This window comes from Dolichospermum sp. DET69 (assembly GCA_017355425.1).
Taxonomy (GTDB): Bacteria; Cyanobacteriota; Cyanobacteriia; order Cyanobacteriales; family Nostocaceae; genus Dolichospermum.
Genome location: CP070233.1, coordinates 4,700,540 through 4,722,544 on the forward strand (window position 1 = coordinate 4,700,540; position 22,005 = coordinate 4,722,544).

The following is a 22,005-nucleotide window of genomic DNA, read 5'->3' on the forward strand; positions in this document are numbered from 1 at the left end:
TAATTATCTAGATATTTGGAAATCAACGCTTCTCAAAGGATATTACAAAAAAGTACGAATCCTTATAATGTAGTACCTGGAGAAGCAATTTCTGGTAGGTCTGGGCTAATTTACTATTTTTTGGAGAACTTCATGATTTCTTTAATGGCAAAAATCCGGCAAGAACATCAGTCAATAGCAGAGAAAGTGGCTGAACTATCTCTTGAGACCAGAGAATTCTTGTCCGTCACGACAGCGAAAAGACAAGAGCAAGCTGAAAAACAAGCTCAAGAACTGCAAGCATTCTACAAGGATCTTCAGGAAACAAGTCAGCAGTTTTTATCAGAAACAGCCCAAGCCAGAATTGCTCAAGCTGAAAAACAAGCGCAAGAACTGTTAGCATTCCACAAAGAACTTCAAGAAACAAGTCAGCAGTTTTTATCAGAAACAGCCCAAGCCAGAATTGCTCAAGCTGAAAAACAAGCGCAAGAACTGTTAGCATTTTATCAAGAAGTTCGGGAAACAAGTCAGCAGTTTTTATCTGCAACAGCCCAAGCAAGAATTGCTCAAGCTGAAAAACAAGCTCAAGAACTGTTAGCATTCCACAAAGAACTTCAAGAAACAAGTCAGCAGTTTTTATCAGCAACAGCCGACGCAAGAACTGCTCAAGCTAAGGAACAGAAGGAATCTCTCCTGAAATTCCGTCAGGATTTGTTTGTGAGTATCTTTGGTTAATAAATACTCTCATTACCTGTAGTCCATTTGTTGGACAATGGGGCTACATAATAAAACCCCCTGATATTCCAGTTGCAAGACTGGTAAGACAAGGGGGCGATTAATAAAATTCAACAACAATTAGTCTTGGCGTGAAGCTTCGGCTGTCTATATTTATACTCCGTATTCGTTAACATAGAAAATCTGTCTAGCATTAACGTTGATACTCTTATTAAACTAGGCTTCGTGCTTCATATACAAACCCAAGTTTGGCAATAATATCCGCACAAACATAAACTTTTTTACCATCTTCAACTCATGACTACTACCAAGGTTAATCATAAAAGAGCCGTTCTTCGTCTTCGTCCAGGGCAGTTTGTCGTCACACCTGCTATTGAGCGAGTCGCAATTCGGGCGCTACGTTATCTCAAATCGGGGTTTCCTGTTCACTTACGCGGACCAGCCGGCACAGGGAAAACAACCCTAGCCATGCACTTAGCTAACTGTCTGGACAGACCAGTCATGTTACTGTTTGGAGATGACCAGTTTAAGAGTTCGGACTTGATTGGTAGTGAATCTGGTTACACTCACAAAAAGGTACTAGACAACTATATCCATAGTGTTGTTAAACTCGAGGACGAATTTAAGCAAAATTGGGTTGATTCCCGATTAACCTTAGCTTGTCGTGAAGGTTTCACCTTAGTTTATGATGAATTTAACCGTTCACGACCTGAAGTTAATAACGTCTTGCTGTCAGCATTAGAAGAAAAAATTCTCAGTCTTCCTCCTAGCAGCAATCAGCCAGAATACTTGAGTGTTAATCCTCAATTTCGGGTGATTTTTACATCGAATCCAGAAGAGTATGCGGGAGTTCACTCAACCCAAGATGCTTTGATGGATAGATTGGTAACTATTAGTATGCCAGAACCAGATGAAATCACTCAAACAGAGATATTAATTCAGAAAACAAATATAGATCGAGAATCTGCTAACTTCATCGTGCGGTTAGTTAAGTCATTTCGTCTAGCTACCGGCGCGGAGAAAACTTCCGGCTTACGGTCTTGTTTAATGATTGCTAAGGTCTGTGCTGATAATAATATTCCGGTGACAACAGAAAGTTTAGATTTTCCAGATATTGCTATAGATATTCTGTTCAACCGCTCTCATTTATCTATGAGCGAATCCACAAACATTTTCTTGGAGTTACTAGAGAAATTCTCAGCCGAAGAACTGGAAATATTAAATAATAGAGTCACAGGAGACAATGATTTTCTGATTGACAATTCCCAATTTGTATCCCAACAATTAGTTGGTCAACCAAATTAGGTTAGAAAGTAGAAGCCTCTCACCTACCCGACCGGGAGGTGATGCGATCAATGCGGGCGAGTCACTACTTGAGCGACTAGCGAAGTTGAACATCGCTCAATCAACAGTGTTAGTCGCTGCGGAATGAACACTTTCTTGGTCAGTTTTTCTGCCGAATATTTGATATAATATTAAGCAGATAGGTGTAACTCAATAAATGTTGAGAAGCAACCTATCGAAAAGGTTAAAACCTCAACTCTGCTCGGCTTTAAGCCTGGGCAAAGCCTAAGGGTTAAAAATTATTTCCAAAAGTCCAAGACTAGTGGTCTGTCAGATTTATTTCGACGGGTTTTTGGTAGTGCGGGCATCTTGCCCGCGTGAGCGAGACGCTCACACTACAGTCCGTCATTTTTATCTTGACAAACTACTAGTAAAGTATGGCGTAAATAAAACAACCATTCTCAATCGCCAAAAAGCTTACGCCATATTACTTTTGACTTTTGACTTTTGACTTTCGCCTTGCGGTACTAGTGGTCTGTCAAATTTCTATTTGTTGATGAGGTTTATAGTTTATAGGCTCTCTATTTTCCCTCAAAATCACAATTTTTAGCCTGACAGACCACTAGCGCAAATGCAAAAAAAAGTTAATTTTTGCCAACTAATAATCAATGCTTTATTTTCTTTAGAGCAGGAATTTTTAGTCTTTAAAGTCAGATAGATATGAGTCCTATACCATTCAGGAGTTGAATTATTTGTGACTTCTACCCCAATACTACCAACACGTCCTCAGACTAACTCAAGTCGAACTATTAACACATCTACCCAAGGTTCGACTTTAGCGGACATTCTCGAAAGGGTTTTAGATAAGGGCATTGTGATTGCTGGCGATATTTCTATATCTATCGCATCCACCGAACTTGTACATATTCGGATTCGCTTGTTAATTTCCTCTGTGGATAAAGCCAAGGAAATGGGCATCAATTGGTGGGAAAGCGATCCTTATCTCAGCACTAAGGCTCAACGTTTGGTTGAAGAAAATCAACAACTTCAGCATCGTCTAGAGAGTCTAGAGGCAAAGCTAAATTCACTGACATCTTCTAGTGTGAAAGAGGAAATCCCCTTAGCAGCAGATGTTAAAGATGATTTGTATCAAACCAGTGCAAAAATTCCATCACCTGTAGATACACCAATTGAAGTTCTAGATTTTCAGGCTCAACCCAGTGGGGGAACTCCACCATATTTAAATACATCAATGGAAATTCTCGATTTCCAGGCTCAAACCAGTGCAGAAAGTTCATCACCTGTGGTTTCAACCGTGGAAATTCTCGATTTCCAGGCTCAAACCAGTGCAGAAAGTTCATCACCTGTGGTTTCAACCGTGGAAATTCTCGATTTTCAGGCTCAAACCAGTGCAGAAAGTTCATCACCTGTGGTTTCAACCGTGGAAATTCTCGATTTTCAGGCTCAAACCAGTGCAGAAAGTTCATCACCAGTAGATCCAGCGATTGATGTCTAACTTGAACTGTTATCTACATTCAATTGATAAAAACTGAAACTCTTGAAAATTTGATGGTCAAATTGCATCAGAGACGTTTAAAACTTTAGGTTGCATCATAAAAATGGTTTGCACTCCCGCTGAAAACTTAAATAATTCACTGACCATTGCTTCTAAACCCAAGAATGAAGCGGGTTTAGCTCCTTTACTTTTGACTGTATTGGAATTGGTGCGTCAGTTGATGGAAGCTCAAGTAATTCGGCGCATGGAAGAGGATTTACTGAGTGAACCTGACTTAGAACGGGCAGCAGACAGTCTGCAAAAGTTAGAAGAACAAATCTTACATTTGTGTGAGATGTTTGAGGTTGACCCGGCGGATTTGAATATAAATTTGGGGGAGATTGGGACTCTTTTACCATCTTCCGGTTCTTATTATCCAGGTCAACCCAGTAGTCGTCCTTCTGTATTAGAGCTATTAGATAGACTTTTAAATACTGGAATTGTTGTAGATGGTGAGATAGATTTAGGTATCGCTCAAATCGATCTTATTCACGCTAAATTACGTTTAGTTTTGACATCAAAACCAATGTAATCCCAATTTATCAATCATAAATTTAGGTTTAATTTATTCACAGCTTATGAGTATTCCTCTTTATTTGTACGGCATTTTTCCAAATAAAATTCCTGAAACTCTTGTTCTTGAAGGATTGGATAAGCAATCTGTTCATAGTCAAGTGGTTGATGAGTTTTGTTTCTTATATTCAGAGGCTCGTCAAGAAAAATATTTGGCTTCTCGCCGTAATTTGTTAACTCATGAAAAAGTTTTAGAACAAACAATGCATGAGGGTTTTCGTGTTCTTCTCCCCCTGCGGTTTGGATTAGTGGTTAAAGATTGGGAAACCATCTTGAGTCAATTGATTAATCCCCATAAAGATCAATTGAATCAATTGTTTCAAAAATTGGCAGGCAAAAGAGAGGTAAGCATTAAAATTTTCTGGGATGCTAAAGCGGAATTACAAACCATGATGGAGTCTCATCAGGATTTGAAGCAGCAGCGCGACAACATGGAAGGCAAAAAGTTGAGTATGGAGGAAGTCATCCAAATTGGACAATTAATTGAAAGTAATCTCCTAGCCCGCAAACAAGCTGTAATTGAAGTTTTCTCTCAGGAGCTAAATCCTTTCGCTCAGGAGATTGTAGTCAGTGACACCATGACGGAAGAAATGATTTACAATGCAGCCTTTTTGATTCCTTGGGAAAGTGAATCTGAATTTAGTGAACGTGTTGAACTGATTGATCAGAAATTTGGCGATCGCTTACGTATTCGCTACAACAATTTTACTGCTCCCTATACATTTGCCCAGCTTGATTCATAGGAGTTATTACGATGCTGACGAAACTGTTACTACTGCCCATCATGGGTCCTCTGAATGGAGTTGTCTGGATTGCAGAGCAAATCCAAGAGCGGACTAACACTGAATTTGATGCCCAAGAAAATTTGCATAAACAATTATTAAGCTTGCAACTTTCCTTTGATATTGGCGAAATTGGTGAGGAAGAATTCGAGATTCAAGAAGAAGAGATTCTTTTAAAAATTCAAGCCTTAGAAGAGGAAGCACGCTTGGAACTAGAAGCTGAACAAGAGGAAGCACGCTTAGAATTAGAAGCTGAACAGGAAGACTTTGAATATCCACCTCAGTTCACAGCAGAAGTTAATAAAGATCAACATCTCGTCTTGTTACCTTAGTATTGATGGGCGCAAGTAAGCCACCTCTTTTTATATTCAAAACCCTTAGAAAACGGTAATTGCGAATTATCCTATAGGAATCCTATTTGATTGTTGAAAAATTGAGAAAGTCCAAGCCTTTCCTGATCGGTGTTACAATCTAAGTATATTGAGTAAAATTCAAATAGGATGGTTATGTAACTAGTAGTTTGTCAATATAAAAATGATGGACTGTAGTGTGAGCGTCTCGCTCACGCGGGCAAGATGCCCGCACTACCAAAAACTGTAGCGTCTCGCTCACGCGGGCAAGATGCCCACACTACCAAAAACTGTAGCGTCTCGCTCACGCGGGCAAGATGCCCGCACTACCAAAAACTGTAGCGTCTCGCTCACGCGGGCAAGATGCCCACACTACCAAAAACTGTAGCGTCTCGCTCACGCGGGCAAGATGCCCACACTACCAAAAACTGTAGCGTCTCGCTCACGCGGGCAAGATGCCCACACTACCAAAAACTGTAGCGTCTCGCTCACGCGGGCAAGATGCCCACACTACCAAAAACTGTAGCGTCTCGCTCACGCGGGCAAGATGCCCGCACTACCAAAAACTGTAGCGTCTCGCTCACGCGGGCAAGATGCCCGCACTACCAAAAACTGTAGCGTCTCGCTCACGCGGGCAAGATGCCCGCACTACCAAAAACTGTAGCGTCTCGCTCACGCGGGCAAGATGCCCGCACTACCAAAAACTGTAGCGTCTCGCTCACGCGGGCAAGATGCCCACACTACCAAAAACTGTAGCGTCTCGCTCACGCGGGCAAGATGCCCACACTACCAAAAAACCGTCAAAATAAATTTAACAGACTACTAGTACAGAATGGCGTTAGTCAACCAACGGCTCGACTGAGATTTAGGTGTGAGAGCAGTCGAACGTCCATTAAAAATACCTGAAAAGCCTGTCTCGGCTAGTTTTTAGCGATTAAGAATGGTTGGTTTATTTACGCCGTGCTGTACTAGTACAATGTTTAGATGAAGTTTAAGTTGATCATAAAAAACCCGCTTTCGCGGGTCAAATGTGGAAAAGGTGTTCATATTTTGCCAAATTTATCAAGATTTAAGATCTTAATATTCAACCTCAAAAGTTTGGTAATTATTCGACTCAACAAAAATATTTGAACGCACTATATTTTGAGCAGTATTTGAGTGAGGTTGACGCAATTTATGAATCGTTTTTTCTGTCGCTTCTATCTGTTGATTGAGGACATCTAAGCGTTGTTGAAGTAAACCCATTCGTTCTTTAATAGAATACATATCTCGCTGAATACGTTGTTTCTCTGTCACCATTTTATAAAGATCCAATTGACTTGATGCATCAGACTTAGGCCGAGGCATTGTGCTAATTTTAGCTCTGATAATACTGCGATTACTAATTGTTTTCATGAAAAATACCTGAATATTTTTTATCATTATAACCAAGTTTTTGTAATTGTAAATCCCCAAATTATCTGGAAAAAAATTTATCCCTTGTTTTAATGAATATGAACTTTAGGTACTTCGTAACAGCAAATATTTTTATCTAGGTGAAATATATGGAATTAGAAAATCTCTACACTTATGCTTTTTTGGAAATACCTAGCTCTCCCTTGATTTTGCCACAGGGTGCTGCTAATCAAGTAGTGCTAATTAATGGTACTGAACTTGCGGCTATTGTCGAGCCGGGGATATTTTTAGAATCATTCCAAAATAATGATGAAAAAATTATCCAAATGGCTTTATATCATGATCGAGTAATTTGTGAACTTTTTCAACAGATTACAGTTTTACCCTTGCGGTTTGGAACTTATTTTACTTCTACAAATAATCTGCTAAACCATTTAAAATCCCATAAAAAAGAATATCAGAATAAGCTAGACAAGATCAATGGTAAAAACGAATTTACTTTAAAATTGATCCCACGAATGATAGAAGAAATACTACCATCTGAAGGGGGAGGTAAGGATTATTTCTTAGCTAAAAAGCAACGCTATCAAAACCAAAACAACTTTAGTATTGCTCAAGCAGCAGAAAAACAAAATCTTATTGATTTAATCACCAAAGTTAATCAATTACCCGTTGTTGTTCAAGAACAAGAGGAACAAGTACAGATTTACCTCTTAGTTAGTTGTCAAGATAAGACCTTACTTTTAGAACAGTTTTTAACCTGGCAGAAAGCTTGTCCAAGGTGGGATCTACTTTTAGGAGATTGTCTTCCTCCTTACCACTTTATTTAATGATTATTTATTAAGTAAGTCGGCGCAAAGAAACCAAACTATGTGAAGATAAGCAAATACGGAAAATAAATCTACTGAGGTGATTAAAATATGGGCGGCCGTTTAAGGGTATTTTTAACTCGTGAGCAAGATAAAACCCTATTTGAACCTAAGAACAAGGGATTTGCCGCAAAAAGTCAAAGATAGAGCCGAGGTAATTAGGTTAAATTCACATGGTTGGGATGTAGAAAAAATAGCTGCTCATTTATATCTTCTTTCTGCCCAAATATTGCTCTGAAATGAATCCAATTGAATTGGAATGGCAGCATCTCAAAAATTTTCCGCCGACCTACTTAGTCCTTTCGTTAATTTTCTAACTTTATTATGAAACAGTACGACTCACTTAATTTGGTCATGTTTAGCGGCAAAGGTGGAGTTGGCAAAACTACCACTTCTTGCAGTTTTGCTCGTTATTGGGCAAAACAGTTCCCAGAAGAAACAATTTTGTTACTTTCTACAGATCCGGCACATTCTTTAGGAGATGTATTACTGGCAGAAGTGAAAGATTATGCTTCACCATTAACCGATTTGCCTAATTTGAGTGTTCAGGCTTTAGATGCTGAAAAACTGCTATTAGAATTTAAGGCCAAATATAGCGAATTTTTAGAACTACTGGTTGAGCGGGGAAGTCTAGCAGACGGACAAGATTTAGCCCCAGTTTGGGATTTGAACTGGCCTGGTTTAAATGAATTAATGGGGTTACTAGAAATCGAACGTCTACTGTCTGAAAAAAAAGTAGATCGCATAGTACTTGATATGGCTCCTTCTGGTCATACCTTAAACCTATTGCGATTGAAAGATTTCTTAGATGTGAGTTTAAATTCATTAGAGTTATTCCAAAAAAAGCATCAGGTGATCACAGAAACTTTGACCAGAAAAAACTATACTCTTGATGAAGTTGATGACTTTTTGGCTGATCTAAAATTTCAATTAGCCGAAGGGAGACAACTGCTACAGGATAATCAATTTACAGGTTGTATAGTTGTCGCCATTTCCGAACCTATGTGTTTTGCCGAAACCGAGCGATTCATAGAAAGTTTAAAAAACCTAGATGTTCCCTATGCGGGAATAATAATCAATCGAATTTTGGCAAATTCAGATACAGAGCTAGACCGCTATGCAGAACAGCAAAACTTCATCAACAAATTCCTCAAAATTTCCCAAGATAAACCCGTTTTCATAGTACCACAACAGCAATTCCCACCATTAGGCGGGTTAGCATTAGATAATCTAGCAGGACAAATTCAAAATATTGATCAAGTGGAACTTGCTTCTCCACCACCAATTCAATGGCCGACTAAAATTCTACCTAGCTTTACTGATTTTGTAGCGGAAGGCTGTCAATTGATTGTTGTCGGTGGCAAAGGAGGAGTTGGTAAAACCACAGTGTCAGCAGCCATGGCCTGGGCTTTTGCTAATCGTTATCCTGATAAAAACATTCGCGTAATTTCCATAGATCCTGCTCATTCCTTGGGAGATGCTTTTGGTGAAAAATTAGGCCATGAACCAAAATTATTAGCTCCCAATTTAAGTGGACAGGAAATTAATGCTGAGAAAATATTAGATCAATTTCGTGCCGATTATCTTTGGGAATTGGCGGATATGATTAGTGGTGAAGGAACAGAGACGGAAAAAACCATAAATATTGCTTATCTTCCAGAGGCTTGGCGGCAGATTATGTCTCAAGCTTTACCAGGTATTGATGAGATGCTATCTCTAATCACCATCATGGATTTATTAGACAGCAACCAGCAAGATTTGATTATTCTAGATACAGCACCCACAGGTCATCTTCTGCAATTTTTGGAAATGCCAACTGCATTAGGAGATTGGTTATCTTGGATATTTAAGTTATGGATGAAATATCAGAATGTCTTGGGTCGAGTTGATTTCATTGGGCGGTTGCGAAATCTGCGCCAACAAGTGGTTAAAGCTCAGAAGAAATTAAAAAACCCAAAGCATACCCAATTTGTGGGTGTAATTCAGGGAGAAGCGGCAATTATAGCTGAACATATTCGCTTAACAGAATCTCTAAAAACCATAGGAATTCAACAGCGTTATGTGGTACAAAATCGCTACACTCAAGATGTAGAGATTGAGAGCAGCTTATTTTCACAGCAAACAATTATTCGCTTACCTAAGTTACCCAGATCTGTCGAACCCATGGCCAGAATTCAAGGTGCCGCCAATCTTTTATTTTAAGTGGATAATGTAGCCAAGAACAATACCTTGTCCAAATCGAAAAAGTCTTGATTTGTAGTTTGGGTTGAGGTACGTTCACGAAGTGTGGCGTATCCCTGCGATCGCCGGAGGCATCAGCCATAACCCAACATGAGCGTCGGGTTGCGCTGTCGCTTAACCCGACCTACAAAAAATGGACAAGGTATTGCCAGCAACAATGGTTTTTTTAGAGTCAATTTTTGGAGGAATCTGATGAGTGATTTATTCAAGGGATTTGAGCAGTTAGTGGAACTGGTAAAAGCTCTGGAAGAAAAGGCAGAAAACGGAGAAATCAAGACCAATGTCCAGTTTAACTCCCGACCCCTAAGCAGTATTCCCAGAACAGGAAATATCCCTCGTACCAGTAATATGGGGGGTAATATGGGCAGTATGGGTAATGATGTGGGTACAAGTCGGATGAACACTCAATCCCCCCCAGCTTCTGGTGCAGGTCCCTCAGATCCAGTTGTTCCTCCCGATCCTACTTCAGGTATTGCTCTTAAAGATATCGGTGGACTGAGCGAAATTCTTAAAGAACTCAAGGAACTGATTGCTATTCCTTTAAAACGCCCTGACCTACTGGCTAAATTAGGACTAGAACCCACCCATGGCGTATTATTAGTTGGTCCGCCAGGAACGGGCAAAACCCTCACCGCCCGAGCTTTAGCCGAAGAACTGGGCGTTAACTACATTGCCATTGTCGGTCCAGAAGTCATCAGTAAATATTACGGTGAAGCGGAACAAAGACTGCGCGGTATCTTTGAAAAAGCCGCCAAAAATGCTCCCTGTATTATTTTTATTGATGAAATTGATAGCCTCGCCCCAGACCGCAGTGCCGTAGAAGGGGAAGTTGAAAAGCGTCTGGTTGCCCAATTATTAGGCTTAATGGACGGTTTTTCCCATAGCCCAGGGGTGATTGTTCTCGCGGCTACCAACCGCCCTGACCACCTTGACCCAGCCCTGCGACGACCGGGAAGATTTGACCGAGAAGTGCAGTTTCGCATTCCTGATATCAACGGCCGTAAAGAAATTCTGCAAATTCTCACCCGTTCCATGCCCTTGGATAACACCGTTGACCTCGATTTTATCGCCGAGCGGGCGGTGGGATTTGTGGGGGCTGATTTGAAGGCCGTTTGTCAAAAGGCGGCTTACACAGCTTTGCGTCGTCAAGTTCCTTCTATAGAGGTGCAAGCGCCAGAAAACATGACGGTTATTCAAACTGATTTTTTGCAGGGACTAAAGGAAATCAAACCGGCTGTACTTCGGAGTGTGGAAGTTGAAGTTCCCCAAGTTGCTTGGGATGATATTGGTGGTTTAGAGAATATTAAGCAAACTCTGCGAGAATCCGTAGAAGGGGCGCTACTTTATCCAGAACTTTATCTACAAACTAAGGCTATAGCTCCCAAGGGGATTTTGCTATGGGGTCCTCCGGGAACTGGCAAAACTTTATTAGCCAAGGCTGTGGCCTCCCAGGCCAGGGCTAATTTTATTGGTGTCAACGGACCAGAGTTACTGACTCGTTGGGTGGGCGCTAGTGAACAAGCAGTGCGGGAATTATTTGCCAAGGCGCGACAAGCAGAACCCTGTGTCATATTCATTGATGAAATTGATACATTAGCTCCGGCAAGAGGAACTTACAGTGGTGATTCTGGCGTGAGTAACCGGGTAGTAGGGCAATTATTAACTGAGTTAGATGGTGTAGAAGTCGGTGCAAGTATTCTGGTCATTGGGGCGACAAACCGTCCTGATGCTCTTGACCCAGCGTTATTACGGGCAGGTAGGTTAGATTTACAACTTAAAGTAGATTTACCTGATTTGGCCAGTCGTTTAGATATTTTGCAGGTCTATACTCAGGGACGACCATTATTAGACGTGAATTTAACATATTGGTCTGAAGTCACAGAAGGCTGGAATGGCGCTGATTTAGTATTGCTGTGCAATCAAGCTGCTGTGGAAGCTATTCGCCGTTTCCGAGGGCAAGGACAGACAGATCCTGCTGATATCAGAATTACTAATCATGATTTTGAATATTCTCATCAGGTTTTAGTCAGTCAACGTCATGCTTAGTTAGATTCTCACTGTTACCCCCGGCTGCAAGGAATTTGGCCGGGGGTCACAAAACATAGAAAAATGAATTGATTTAGCGATCGCTTTACAGCAGTTTCCGATATTAATGATAAAAATCTTGTGGTGCGGGCATCTTGCCCGCCAAAAGTATATCTCACCCTTATGGTAATCCGCTTTATCGAATTTAGTTTAGGATATTACAATTAAAACATTCATTAATTAATTCAAACTCAAAAGAATTGGTAATCACTAAACTTGAAAAAGGATTACCTGCTATTACTCCAGCCTTTGTTGCAACACTAGCATAAGCCTGTGCTGTTTGTTTAATGTACGCAAAAAAGCAATTGCCGGCAGAATTCAAGCAAAACATCAAGCAAGAACTCATGAATAATTGTACCTTGATTTTAATTAATACTGGAATTTTAGCCTGTTGCCTGAGTGCCGCTAATTCTTCTAAACTTTACTATGCGACTATGTTATAAATTTTGTACATTTTGCGAAATTAGCATCACGAATGCTGTATCCATTGAGTGTTAATGAGATCAAAATATCAACCTTTCGGGGATATCATAAATGTCATTGCAATCAGGGTTAAATGCCTTTCAACAAGGGCAATATCAAGAGGCGGTTTATCTCCTAGAGGAATTTTCCCAAAATTCCCTAGAACTCAACTCTCCAGATTATCTGACAGCCCAAATATGGCTGGTGAAAGCTTATCAGAAAATAGGGAGAACTGAACAAGCGACTGTTCTCTGGCAAAAATTAATCAACAGCGATAACCTACAGGTGCGAGAATGGGCAGAAAAAAACCAGCCTGTTTTCTCTTCAGTCACACAGTCCAGTTTCCCAAAAGCGGGACGTGCAGCAACCATGGCAGTGAATTTGGCTATGGGAGGAGTAGGTGGGAGTTTAGCCTTAGCATCTGGTGTCACCATAGCCTTGTTATTTGGCATGGTTTTTGTTTTGGGTTTAAGCCTAGTATTAATTTCCACTAGTAGTGATCCTGTCACCGGACTAGCGATCGCTATTGGTATTACTTTAATATTCAATCTAGCGGCTTTTTTCCTCTCACCCTTCCTAATGGATCTAAGTCAAAGCTGGTTGTACCAAACTCGTTGGGTAAACTTAGCAGAAATCGAAAACCTCAGTCCAGAAACAGGGGAAATTATCCGCCAAGTCTGCCGACAAAAAAACATCAAAATCCCCAGACTGGGAATCATCGAAGATCAAAACCCCACAGCTTTTACTTATGGTTCTTTACCTAACAGTGCCCGCTTAGTCGTCAGCCAAGGACTGTTTACTTACCTAGATGATGATGAAGTTGCTACCGTTTACGCCCATGAACTAGGGCATATAGTCCACTGGGACTTTGCCATTATGACTGTGGCTTCTACCTTAGTGCAGATTTGTTACTTAATTTACAGTACAGTCAGAAGATTTACCAGTGGCGGTGACGACAACAAAATCAAAGATGCTTTAAAAACTGCTGGTTTCGTTGCCTATATCTTTCACATTATCGGTACATACCTGCTGTTATATCTTTCTCGCACCAGAGAATATTTTGCAGACCACTTTGCAGCGGAAACAACAGGGAATCCCAACGGACTCTCCCGCGCCTTAGTCAAAATTGCCTATGGCATCGTGCAAGAGGGTTCACGCGCCCAAGAACCCAGTCGCCTAATTGAAGGAACTCGCGCTTTAGGAATTTACGACCACAAAGCCGCATCTTCAACAGGTACAGCTTACCGCATTTCCTCAGATCCTCAAAAAATCGGTCGCGTCTTCTTGTGGGATATGTTTAACCCTTGGGGTTTGTGGATGGAATTAAATTCTACTCATCCTCTTACTGGTAAACGAGTCCGCGCCCTCAGCACATACTCCGAACAACTAGGTTTATCAACTGAGTTCGACATGGGGCGAGTCATCGGTGAGGGTAAAAACTTAAACAAGAAAAAGCTTTACGGCAACTTCTTTTTAGATGTGATTTTGTATGGTGCAGAAACTATCGGCTTCTTCCTGGGTTTAATTATCGGCGCATTCATATTCTCGGTTGCCAACAACCTTGGCCTAACACTAGGTGCGCCATTGATTGGTGTAGGAATCGGCATATTAATCAAAGCTTTTGTCATGTTCCCCGACTACAGCAAGTCCGTAGCTACAGATATTCTCACCTTAATGTCAAACCCCTATGCCAGTCCTTTGCGGGGACAACCCGCCACTTTAGAAGGGCAATTAATTGGCCGGGGTGATGCTGGTTATAAATTTGGTTCTGACTTGAAACTACAAGATCCTAGCGGAATGCTTTATTTACACTACGCTTCCCGTTTTGGTTCAATTGGTAATTTTCTGTTTGGGATGAAACGAGTAGAAAGTCTAATTGGTCAAAATGTAGGAACTATTGGTTGGTTTCGTCGGGGTATTATGCCTTGGATGGATTTAATCCAATTAAAAGGAGAAAATGGCACAATTGTCCACAGTTATCACCGCTTCTGGTCATTTATTATGGGTAGTGGATTAATTATTTTAGGAGTGGCATTGACTGTGCTTTTGAGTAGCAACTAGCAACTAATTTGCAAAATCAGCATTAGACACCTCCAAAATATAGAGACGTTCCATAGAACGTCTCTACAAGGTTTCTGAATAACGCATATTTAAATTCACCTGATGTCTAATGACCAAGTTGAGCTTTAGCCTGTTGCCACAGGGCATCTAATTCTTCTAAACTATAATCTGTCAACGGACGTTCAATTACATCTTCCATTTTTTGCAATCGTTGAATAAATCGCTGACTTGTCCCTTGTAAACCCGCACTAGGATCAAGTTTATGCCATCTGGCAATTTGAATAATGGCAAATAGTAAATCACCTAATTCTGATTCTTGTCTTTCTTTGGTTTCTTCAGCTAAAGCCTGTTGAAATTCCCCTAACTCTTCCTGGAATTTTCCCCAAACTTCATCTACATTATTCCACTCAAAACCAACTTTAGCAGCTTTTTCAGATATCTTCATCGCCGCATTTAAGGGGGGAAGACTGCGACGATAACGATTCAATTTATCACTGAGTTTTTGCTCTTCTACAGTTTCTCCTTTTTCTGCTGCTTTGATGGTTTCCCAATTTTTGTGTACCTCTTCCATATTTGCCACAGTCACATCAGCAAATACATGAGGATGACGACGGATTAACTTTTGAGCAATACCCTCAGCAATTTCTTGCAGAGAAAAATCACCCGCTTCACTGGCAATTTGCGCCTGTAATACTACTTGTAATAATAAATCACCTAATTCTTCAGAAATAGCCTTTTTATCCCCTGTTTGAATTGCGTCTACCACCTCATAAGCCTCCTCAATCACGTAAGGAGTCAGGCTTTCCGGGGTTTGTGCCAAATCCCAAGGACAACCTTGAGGCGATCGCAATTTTGCCACCACATCAATTAATTCTTGTAACGCCAGCAAAGTTTGATTAACTTCCATATTTTTTACCGCTTTTTCGCACTGCGACGACTGGGGCTAACTTTACGTTTCTTAATTTTGCCACGGGGGAGTAAACCTTGAATACCCTGTTTTTGAAATCGCTTGTAACCAGAAACAGTCCAATCGCTGCAAGAATGACTCATTGCCCCGAGTTCACAGCCGAGAAAGAGGGCAAAAAATTCTCCATAATATATATAGATAGTTTTCCCCAAAGTCCCCCAGACTTCCCCCCAGTTCCAAGTCACATTTCCCAACTTGGTGAAAATTATCACAACCAAAAGGGCTACAAGTGCCAAAAAAGTCGTGAGATATATCACCCTTAAAATCGTGCCAATAATCGGACCATGAGATAAAAAAGACCGATGACGCAGACTTTTTTGATAAGGTAGCCAAATCCACCGCAGAAAACCCCAACGCTGAAATTGACGGGAGTAAATATCCAAATCGGGACCAAACATCAGCCCCCCAAACATAAACCCACCCGCCACCAACAATGTCATATTACTGCTATGAGTGGAAACTAATGTTATACCCGCCACCACAGGCATAGACCAAATAGTAATGCGATCATGCGTTTGACCAGAGGGCATCGAAATTAAAAATATAAAATTAACAGTTAAATCCTGAGTCAGTATAGCTCAATACCGTTCCCATCAGCCTTTCCCATACCCCAAAAAAAAGTTTATCAAAAGACTTGCAAAATTTGCAGAGGCTATGCTATATTGATTAGGTGGAAGAAACGGGCGGTTAGCTCAGTTGGTAGAGCGCCTGCCTTACAAGCAGGATGTCATCAGTTCGAGTCTGGTACTGCCCATTTAAAAGAACAAATAAGTTTTATTATAGCGGTTTGCAATTAATATTGTGAACCGCTAAAACTTTTTGTGGCTAAATTTTTAATTGTACAAAATCATAAGATCTCACGGTAAGTGGGAAACTCACCGGCTAAAGCCGGTGAGAGGGAAGCGACACGAGGGATTTTAATCCCTGTGGTATGCTAGAATGAAATCGTGAGTAAGAACAATAAACATCTACGTGTTGAAACATCCTAGTCCGGAGAAATCCCGGCTCATAAGAAACAACGGTTAGGTTCAAGTCCTAGCGGCAGTATTGACAAGAAAGAGCAAGTAATGGCAGGTTGTGGAGCGTACCGCATCTTGGCTTAGTGATGGACTCACAAAAACACTGAAAACAATAAAAGTAAGCGCAATTTCGACACCTTGATTGGTGGTTGTATTGAGCGTCTAGGCGGCGTTTGATGGTCGCAGCGAGATTAGATTAGGCTAAACCCTTAATCTAATTCTGTCAGTAGAATCTCAGTGGCTGTCTTCCCTGAGAGTGTCAAATCCACCTCCGCTAACTTCCCTCTGGAAACCCGCGCAGGTGGTTTTTTTTTATGGCTTCTGTCACCAAGACTTCTTCTCTGATTTCAAATAAGCAAGCCTTCTCTTTAGCATTGATTATTTTTTTGTCAAGTTCTCACTTTGTAACAATCTTGTTATATTAGTTTACATAAAGTAACAAACAAAGAAAAAACATTGTGATACCACAACTAACGAAGAAGGGATCATTCTAAATCGTAGTAATACGGTTTAGATGTGAACCAAACCACCCACAAGCGTAGTCGAAGGGTAAACGTTATTTAAGTTATGACACCTTGGGATTCGCTAGTTCCATGCTCTGTCGGTACTGATTAAACATTCCTTGTATCGGCTCAATAAGTAGGGGTAACAACTAGTTCTTTGCGAAAAGCGCTCAGACATCGATCATCAAGATCACAAATAACAATGAGAACCGCAGGAAAATAAGATAAAGTTTTACCATAGCCTTTAATAAGTCGGGGCAATTGGTCAAGCAGAATTCGTTTTTTTGGATCAGAATTAGATGTGAGATTTTTAGGAATATGTCCTATTCCTTTATAAGCAATGATATTAAATGTGTGTTCTTCAGTGTTAATAATTTTGGGTACAAGAATATCAAGAGCAGTTTTGCCAGATTTATCCTCAACTAATATCTCAAAGTGCATATATTCACCTGGCATCTAAATAATCACTGTACCAAAGTCCCCCAAGGGGTAACCCTTCAGAAACAAGGTTATTAATTAGAGGATCTTCACTAGCTCGTTTAATTTTAGCAAATCCATCCTCACCTTTTTCCAATACCCAAACCTCTTCAGGTTCAAGGGCATCTACAAAATATGGTTGATGAGTTGTCACAAATATTTGTGATCCACCTTTTTGTCCTGTAGTGTGTTCTCGAAATTCTTGTGCCAGGGTTTCTAATAGTTTATGGTAAAGTCCATTTTCTGGTTCTTCAATGCACAAAAATGGCGGTGGTGAGGGATCTTCTAATAGGAGGAGATAAGCGAATACTTTAAGTGTTCCATCTGACATTTGTTGAGCATAAAATGGATCTTGAAACCCCTTATCATTGAAACGAAGTAGAAGTCTGCTGTCTAGAGTTTTGTCTGTACTAATTTTATTCACACCTGGAATTTTTTTTGCTATTTTTTCCAGTATGGATTGAAACTTTTTCGGGTGTTCTCTTTCCATAAACTGAACTACATTACCCAGATTATCCCCATGAATATTCAAATGCTTTTGTGGTCCAGCTAGAGGTAAACTGCGTGCAGCATCTGGGGTAAAATAGCTTAAATACCATCCTTCAATAAATCTCCGAAAACCTGAAATTCTTGGGTGTTGTTTGAGTGAACCTAAAGTAGCAATTCCCAGTTTTCGTTTATCATCAAGTTCGACTACCTCCGTTTCTTTACTCTCTTCTGCTGCTTCCCCTCTTTGGATTTTATCTATTAAATCTGACAAATCAAAATCATTTTCTGCTTCTTCAACCTGTTTACCTTCTTGTTCACCTTTCCACGCGATTCCTCTACCTTCATTGAGAATTAAAAAGGAAAAAGGTTGTCCCTTGCTTTGTCCTCTTCTGCGTTGTCTAAGTCTCTCACTCTTTACGTAAGGTCTTCCAGATGAGTCAATGTCTATTGCTAACTCATAAGTAATTGGTCTAGCATGACTATCCTCTTTATAATAGATATCAAACTGAATACTTCCTTCTTGTCCTTGGGAACGAATTCTCTCAAAACCACCACGACCACGAGCATCACAGGCTTCTTCTACTCCATTTTTTAAGCAGTCAGCAAGAAAGCCAAAAGTGTCGAAAATTGTACTTTTTCCCACACCATTTTTACCAATAACGGCTGTCATTGGTGCTAATGATTTGGCGTTCTGCGTGTTCCATAGCTTTCCTAACGTGATATCATGAAGAACTCTGTAATTTCTTACCCTAAAGCCTTCTATTTTAGACATTTAAGCCCCCTATTCAACTAATAATAATCAGATCAACTCAATTTTCATTTTTACTCGTTTCCTCACTAATTTTTTGAGGAATAAGATAAATAATTCCTGAAAGAATTGTTAATATTACAGATATCCAAAAGGCAATTAAAACAGGAGTTTGCCAAATTGGTGATAAGGGGGCAATTAATAGCGATATAGCAATGATTTGACTGACTGTTTTCAGTTTACCCCAAATATTCGCACCAGTAATAGTAGTTTGATTAACTCGCCAACCAGCGATCGCTAATTCCCGTGCTAAAATTATAAACACTGCCCAAGCTGGGATTTTTCCTAATTCTACTAATACTAATAATGGTGCAAGTACCAATAATTTATCTACCAAAGGATCAAGAAACTTACCTAACTCACTAATTTGGTTAAGTTTTCTGGCTAAATATCCATCTAACCAATCAGTTAAAGCCGCAATTAAAAATATAGTTAAACATATCCATTTTGCTTCATTGGTGGGATTGTATAAACCATAAAGTAAAAAAGGTATTCCCAGCAATCGAGAAAAAGTAATCCAGTTAGGTAAAGTCATCATAATTTAAAATTACAAACCAAAAATAATTATATAGCGATATACAATTGAATGAGGGACAAAATTCGGATTAGAGACTAGAAACTGGGTAATTTTCCTTCTTCCTTCTTCCTTCGTATCCTTCGTGGTTGAGTAGGGGCGTATTGCTATACGCCCCTACTGACTCCTAGTAGATTACAGCACTTCCTGCTGTTATGAGGTACATCATAGCCCCCTCCTCGCTTGCGGGGAGGGGGTTGGGGGTGGGGTTCATGTAACTCACTCAATCAAGAACCGCTGTATAAATCTTGCATAATTCTTTCTGCAGAGATTCCCGTGAATATTGCCACTAATAACCAGGTAATAGCTAATCCTACAACTTCTGCTAAAAATAAATTAGTAATTCTGTACAAAAATAAGCCCACAGTTGAACCAATGGGTATAGCTATCATCCAACTTATAATATTGACAAATACCCATTTCCATGCCGAAGGAAATGATGGGGGAATAGCTAACCACCATTGTGATATACCAATTAATAAACCCCCAATACCACCAGCAATAATTCCTGCAAAAATTCTTGTAGGGAAAAAATCAGCAGTAGTCACAGTCCAACCTAAAACACCAACCCCAATTGCAGCAATTACAAGCCAAGAAAAAACAGTAGATAATACCCAACTTACAGGAGAAATAGTTTTTCTGAGGATATAACTTTGGGGTAATGAAATAGATAAACTACCTATTAAAGCTTCAATAATATCCATATCTGGTTTTTCACTAATTTCAATCATTAATAAACTAAATAAAAACCCTAGTAAAGTCGCAAAAACCCACTTGAATGTAAAATTTAGAGTTCTATATTTAGTTTTAACAGGTAATGATTGCATTATAACTTCTTGATTTTTAATGGTCTGAGAGCTTGAGTATCAAACATCTTCAAAAAAGCCCGACGACGCTGATAAGGTGATTCAGGAGTAATATAACCCCATAAACTTTCCCAATAGAAAAAAGAGAAACCAGAAAGTTTTTGATTACGAACTATTTGTATTTGTTCTTTAATTTTGTTAATATTTACAGGCTTTAATAAATTTCCTGTTGATATACCAATAGCTACAGGAATTTTACTCGTAGCCAACTTAATTGTAGGTTTAGATATTTCCTTAATAAAAGAGGTTTTATCACTTCTATATACTTGTAAAATCAACTCATCAATTAAATCTTGTTTTACCCAAGTTTCCCAATCTTGTAAATAGTATTTATAGGCAAAATATTGTGAATTTGGAGAAAGAGATATTTTTATATAGGGCTTAATTGCCTTAACAGATTTAGAAATACTTACCATAAATGCAGTAATTTTATTAGCCCTCCAGCGCATCCATTCTGGATCAAGAGGATTAGTCGGCGGTTTTTTTCCTTGATGTTCCTTTTGATAAAGTTTTACAGTAAAAGCATCATAACCAAACTGCACAGGCATTCCAAAATGATCATCAATTTGAATGCCATCTACATTATAATTTTCAACAACTTCTAAAATTAAACCTCGAATAAAATTTTGGACTTGAGGATGTAGAGGATTTAACCAAGCTTGTTTATAAACCCCATTAATCATATCTTCTCGCAAATTTTCCGAGATAGATTCTACCCCCTTTTGTCCGATAGTTAACCAATTTGGGTGTAGTTTAGCTAAAGCTGAATCAGGAGGAGTCATGAACCCATATTCAAACCAGGGAATTATTGTCAAATTTTGACTTCTAGCTAATTTTATTAATTTGGCTAAAAAATCATTGTTCCCATGGATAAAATTCAGCAAAGGTTGACTATCTAAACCTGTGACTTTTTTCGCTAAAGGACTTTTATAAAAAGTGTACCCTCGATTCCAAACTACCGGATAAATAGTATTAAAATTGAGTGCCGCTAATTGACTTATAGCCCTTTCAATCCCCCAAGGCAGATAAAACACACCACTAGCAACATTAGTCAACCAAACACCGCGAATTTCTGTAGTTACAGGCAGAGAATTTGAATTTTGAGTATAACTAGGATTTGCAGAAATGGGAAACATTGTTAAACTGATGACAAATCCCAAACACAAAAAATACACAAAAAACCGCCGTAATACAGAATTCATTAGTTAAATAAGTCTAGATTGCTAATATCTATATAACTACAAAATCCAATTTTATTGTGGGGATTAGATAAAGATATGGATATTTTTTGATAAAACAGTAAAAAAGGCACAATATGTGGTGTACCTATAAGAATTATAAATAGACATCTCCAAAAAATTAGAGACGTTCCATGAAACGTCTCGAAAAGGGTTATAAAAAATTTTAAAGCTTTTTGAAGATGGTAAAACTGCTTCTCCCCCTCCTGTGAGGCTATTTTTAGCCTTGGGAATTCTTGCGTGAGTAATGCCATAGAACATTATTTCATTGTAGCATCTCGATGATTTGTTCTACTAATGTAAAAGGTTCAAATGGTTTGCTAATTATCCCTTTAACTCCTAAGTTGCGATATAGTTCTATATCTGAATTTTGGACTTTAGCAGTCATGAAAATTACTGGTATTGCTTGGGTCTTAGGTTCACTTTGCAATAAACCAAATAAAGTTATCCCATTCATTTCTGGCATCATTACATCTAAAAGGATGACATCTGGTTTTTGTGTTTGTGCTAAACTTAAACCTTTTTTCGCACTATTAGCTATCAACACTTGCGATGATCCAAATTCTTCCAGACAAGTGGAAATGAGAAATCCCACATCATCATTATCATCTATTACTAAAATACGTTTTTCTGGTTTTTCTGTCATTTTCTTATTGAACTCCAAAATAAATTATGATTAATCAATTTAAAGGT

17 protein-coding genes, 1 tRNA gene and 2 pseudogenes are annotated in these 22,005 nt (G+C 39.4%); 11 read left to right on the forward strand and 9 right to left on the reverse strand.

Annotated elements, in window-relative coordinates; translation table 11 throughout:
- The first annotated feature begins 132 nt into the window (after positions 1 to 132).
- From gvpC to EZY12_21545, 6 genes and pseudogenes are all read left to right on the forward strand, one after another.
- Positions 133 to 714 carry a gas vesicle protein GvpC gene (gvpC, locus tag EZY12_21520; protein ID QSX67276.1) on the forward strand — a complete coding sequence of 194 codons (582 nt, stop codon included), beginning with the start codon at positions 133 to 135 and terminating at the stop codon, positions 712 to 714.
- 297 nt (positions 715 to 1,011) lie between these two features.
- Positions 1,012 to 2,019 carry a gas vesicle protein GvpN gene (gene gvpN / locus EZY12_21525; GenBank protein QSX67277.1) on the forward strand — a complete coding sequence of 336 codons (1,008 nt, stop codon included), beginning with the start codon at positions 1,012 to 1,014 and terminating at the stop codon, positions 2,017 to 2,019.
- A gap of 733 nt (positions 2,020 to 2,752) precedes the next feature.
- Positions 2,753 to 3,142, forward strand: a pseudogene (locus EZY12_21530) (gas vesicle protein).
- Positions 3,143 to 3,617: 475 nt separating this feature from the next.
- Positions 3,618 to 4,085 carry a gas vesicle protein K gene (locus EZY12_21535; GenBank protein QSX67278.1) on the forward strand — a complete coding sequence of 156 codons (468 nt, stop codon included), beginning with the start codon at positions 3,618 to 3,620 and terminating at the stop codon, positions 4,083 to 4,085.
- Between the two features lie 46 nt (positions 4,086 to 4,131).
- Entirely contained in the window at positions 4,132 to 4,869 is a 738-nt protein-coding gene (locus EZY12_21540; GenBank protein QSX67279.1) for a GvpL/GvpF family gas vesicle protein, read from the forward strand.
- An 11-nt stretch (positions 4,870 to 4,880) separates the two neighbouring features.
- On the forward strand, positions 4,881 to 5,240 hold the full coding sequence (locus EZY12_21545) for a gas vesicle protein GvpG (GenBank protein ID QSX67280.1): 360 nt from the start codon (positions 4,881 to 4,883) through the stop codon (positions 5,238 to 5,240).
- Between the two features lie 1,095 nt (positions 5,241 to 6,335).
- Here EZY12_21545 and EZY12_21550 read toward each other — a convergent pair.
- Complete coding sequence (locus EZY12_21550; protein QSX70767.1) at positions 6,336 to 6,680, reverse strand: gas vesicle protein; 345 nt, start codon at positions 6,678 to 6,680, stop codon at positions 6,336 to 6,338.
- 122 nt (positions 6,681 to 6,802) lie between these two features.
- Between EZY12_21550 and EZY12_21555 the strand changes: the two genes are divergently transcribed.
- The 4 genes from EZY12_21555 (at position 6,803) to EZY12_21570 (ending at position 14,371) form a co-directional block, all read left to right on the forward strand.
- Positions 6,803 to 7,483, forward strand: coding sequence for a GvpL/GvpF family gas vesicle protein (locus tag EZY12_21555; protein ID QSX67281.1), 681 nt, complete (start codon positions 6,803 to 6,805; stop codon positions 7,481 to 7,483).
- Between the two features lie 363 nt (positions 7,484 to 7,846).
- The gene (locus tag EZY12_21560) at positions 7,847 to 9,724 is read left to right on the forward strand and encodes an ArsA family ATPase (GenBank protein QSX67282.1); all 1,878 of its coding nucleotides are present in this window, start codon (positions 7,847 to 7,849) and stop codon (positions 9,722 to 9,724) included.
- A gap of 231 nt (positions 9,725 to 9,955) precedes the next feature.
- Positions 9,956 to 11,809 carry an AAA family ATPase gene (locus EZY12_21565; GenBank protein ID QSX67283.1) on the forward strand — a complete coding sequence of 618 codons (1,854 nt, stop codon included), beginning with the start codon at positions 9,956 to 9,958 and terminating at the stop codon, positions 11,807 to 11,809.
- Between the two features lie 573 nt (positions 11,810 to 12,382).
- A complete protein-coding gene (locus tag EZY12_21570) occupies positions 12,383 to 14,371 on the forward strand; it encodes a M48 family metalloprotease (GenBank protein ID QSX67284.1) in 1,989 nt (662 codons plus the stop codon).
- 106 nt (positions 14,372 to 14,477) lie between these two features.
- Here EZY12_21570 and mazG read toward each other — a convergent pair whose 3' ends face one another.
- Positions 14,478 to 15,278: a nucleoside triphosphate pyrophosphohydrolase gene (gene mazG, locus EZY12_21575; GenBank protein ID QSX67285.1), complete on the reverse strand. Its 801-nt coding sequence runs from the start codon at positions 15,276 to 15,278 to the stop codon at positions 14,478 to 14,480.
- A gap of 5 nt (positions 15,279 to 15,283) precedes the next feature.
- Entirely contained in the window at positions 15,284 to 15,868 is a 585-nt protein-coding gene (locus EZY12_21580) for a metal-binding protein (GenBank protein ID QSX67286.1), read from the reverse strand.
- Positions 15,869 to 16,019: 151 nt separating this feature from the next.
- Here EZY12_21580 and EZY12_21585 point away from each other — a divergent pair.
- A tRNA-Val gene (locus EZY12_21585) sits at positions 16,020 to 16,092 on the forward strand.
- 915 nt (positions 16,093 to 17,007) lie between these two features.
- Here EZY12_21585 and EZY12_21590 read toward each other — a convergent pair.
- The 6 genes and pseudogenes from EZY12_21590 to EZY12_21615 form a co-directional block, all read right to left on the reverse strand.
- Positions 17,008 to 17,316, reverse strand: a pseudogene (locus EZY12_21590) (hypothetical protein).
- Positions 17,306 to 18,496 carry an AAA family ATPase gene (locus EZY12_21595; GenBank protein QSX70768.1) on the reverse strand — a complete coding sequence of 397 codons (1,191 nt, stop codon included), beginning with the start codon at positions 18,494 to 18,496 and terminating at the stop codon, positions 17,306 to 17,308. Before EZY12_21595 ends, EZY12_21590 begins: the two are co-directional and overlap by 11 nt.
- 139 nt (positions 18,497 to 18,635) lie before the next feature.
- Entirely contained in the window at positions 18,636 to 19,169 is a 534-nt protein-coding gene (gene pgsA / locus EZY12_21600; GenBank protein QSX70769.1) for a CDP-diacylglycerol--glycerol-3-phosphate 3-phosphatidyltransferase, read from the reverse strand.
- A 266-nt stretch (positions 19,170 to 19,435) separates the two neighbouring features.
- Positions 19,436 to 20,035 carry a hypothetical protein gene (locus EZY12_21605; protein QSX67287.1) on the reverse strand — a complete coding sequence of 200 codons (600 nt, stop codon included), beginning with the start codon at positions 20,033 to 20,035 and terminating at the stop codon, positions 19,436 to 19,438.
- On the reverse strand, positions 20,035 to 21,276 hold the full coding sequence (locus EZY12_21610) for a glycoside hydrolase family 10 protein (protein QSX67288.1): 1,242 nt from the start codon (positions 21,274 to 21,276) through the stop codon (positions 20,035 to 20,037). The genes EZY12_21605 and EZY12_21610 overlap by 1 nt, the downstream gene beginning before the upstream one ends.
- A 301-nt stretch (positions 21,277 to 21,577) precedes the next feature.
- The gene (locus tag EZY12_21615; protein ID QSX67289.1) at positions 21,578 to 21,958 is read right to left on the reverse strand and encodes a response regulator; all 381 of its coding nucleotides are present in this window, start codon (positions 21,956 to 21,958) and stop codon (positions 21,578 to 21,580) included.
- Positions 21,959 to 22,005 lie beyond the last annotated feature (47 nt).

Coding starts and splice junctions, on each gene's coding strand:
- EZY12_21605 (QSX67287.1), bottom strand. CDS start 20,035: ATGCAATCATTACCTGTTAAAACTAAATATAGAACTCTAAATTTTACA.
- gvpN (QSX67277.1), top strand. CDS start 1,012: ATGACTACTACCAAGGTTAATCATAAAAGAGCCGTTCTTCGTCTTCGT.
- EZY12_21545 (QSX67280.1), top strand. CDS start 4,881: ATGCTGACGAAACTGTTACTACTGCCCATCATGGGTCCTCTGAATGGA.
- gvpC (QSX67276.1), top strand. CDS start 133: ATGATTTCTTTAATGGCAAAAATCCGGCAAGAACATCAGTCAATAGCA.
- EZY12_21565 (QSX67283.1), top strand. CDS start 9,956: ATGAGTGATTTATTCAAGGGATTTGAGCAGTTAGTGGAACTGGTAAAA.
- pgsA (QSX70769.1), bottom strand. CDS start 19,169: ATGACTTTACCTAACTGGATTACTTTTTCTCGATTGCTGGGAATACCT.
- EZY12_21555 (QSX67281.1), top strand. CDS start 6,803: ATGGAATTAGAAAATCTCTACACTTATGCTTTTTTGGAAATACCTAGC.
- EZY12_21535 (QSX67278.1), top strand. CDS start 3,618: ATGGTTTGCACTCCCGCTGAAAACTTAAATAATTCACTGACCATTGCT.
- EZY12_21560 (QSX67282.1), top strand. CDS start 7,847: ATGAAACAGTACGACTCACTTAATTTGGTCATGTTTAGCGGCAAAGGT.
- EZY12_21610 (QSX67288.1), bottom strand. CDS start 21,276: ATGAATTCTGTATTACGGCGGTTTTTTGTGTATTTTTTGTGTTTGGGA.
- EZY12_21570 (QSX67284.1), top strand. CDS start 12,383: ATGTCATTGCAATCAGGGTTAAATGCCTTTCAACAAGGGCAATATCAA.
- EZY12_21580 (QSX67286.1), bottom strand. CDS start 15,868: ATGCCCTCTGGTCAAACGCATGATCGCATTACTATTTGGTCTATGCCT.
- EZY12_21595 (QSX70768.1), bottom strand. CDS start 18,496: ATGACAGCCGTTATTGGTAAAAATGGTGTGGGAAAAAGTACAATTTTC.
- EZY12_21540 (QSX67279.1), top strand. CDS start 4,132: ATGAGTATTCCTCTTTATTTGTACGGCATTTTTCCAAATAAAATTCCT.
- mazG (QSX67285.1), bottom strand. CDS start 15,278: ATGGAAGTTAATCAAACTTTGCTGGCGTTACAAGAATTAATTGATGTG.
- EZY12_21550 (QSX70767.1), bottom strand. CDS start 6,680: ATGATAAAAAATATTCAGGTATTTTTCATGAAAACAATTAGTAATCGC.
- EZY12_21615 (QSX67289.1), bottom strand. CDS start 21,958: ATGACAGAAAAACCAGAAAAACGTATTTTAGTAATAGATGATAATGAT.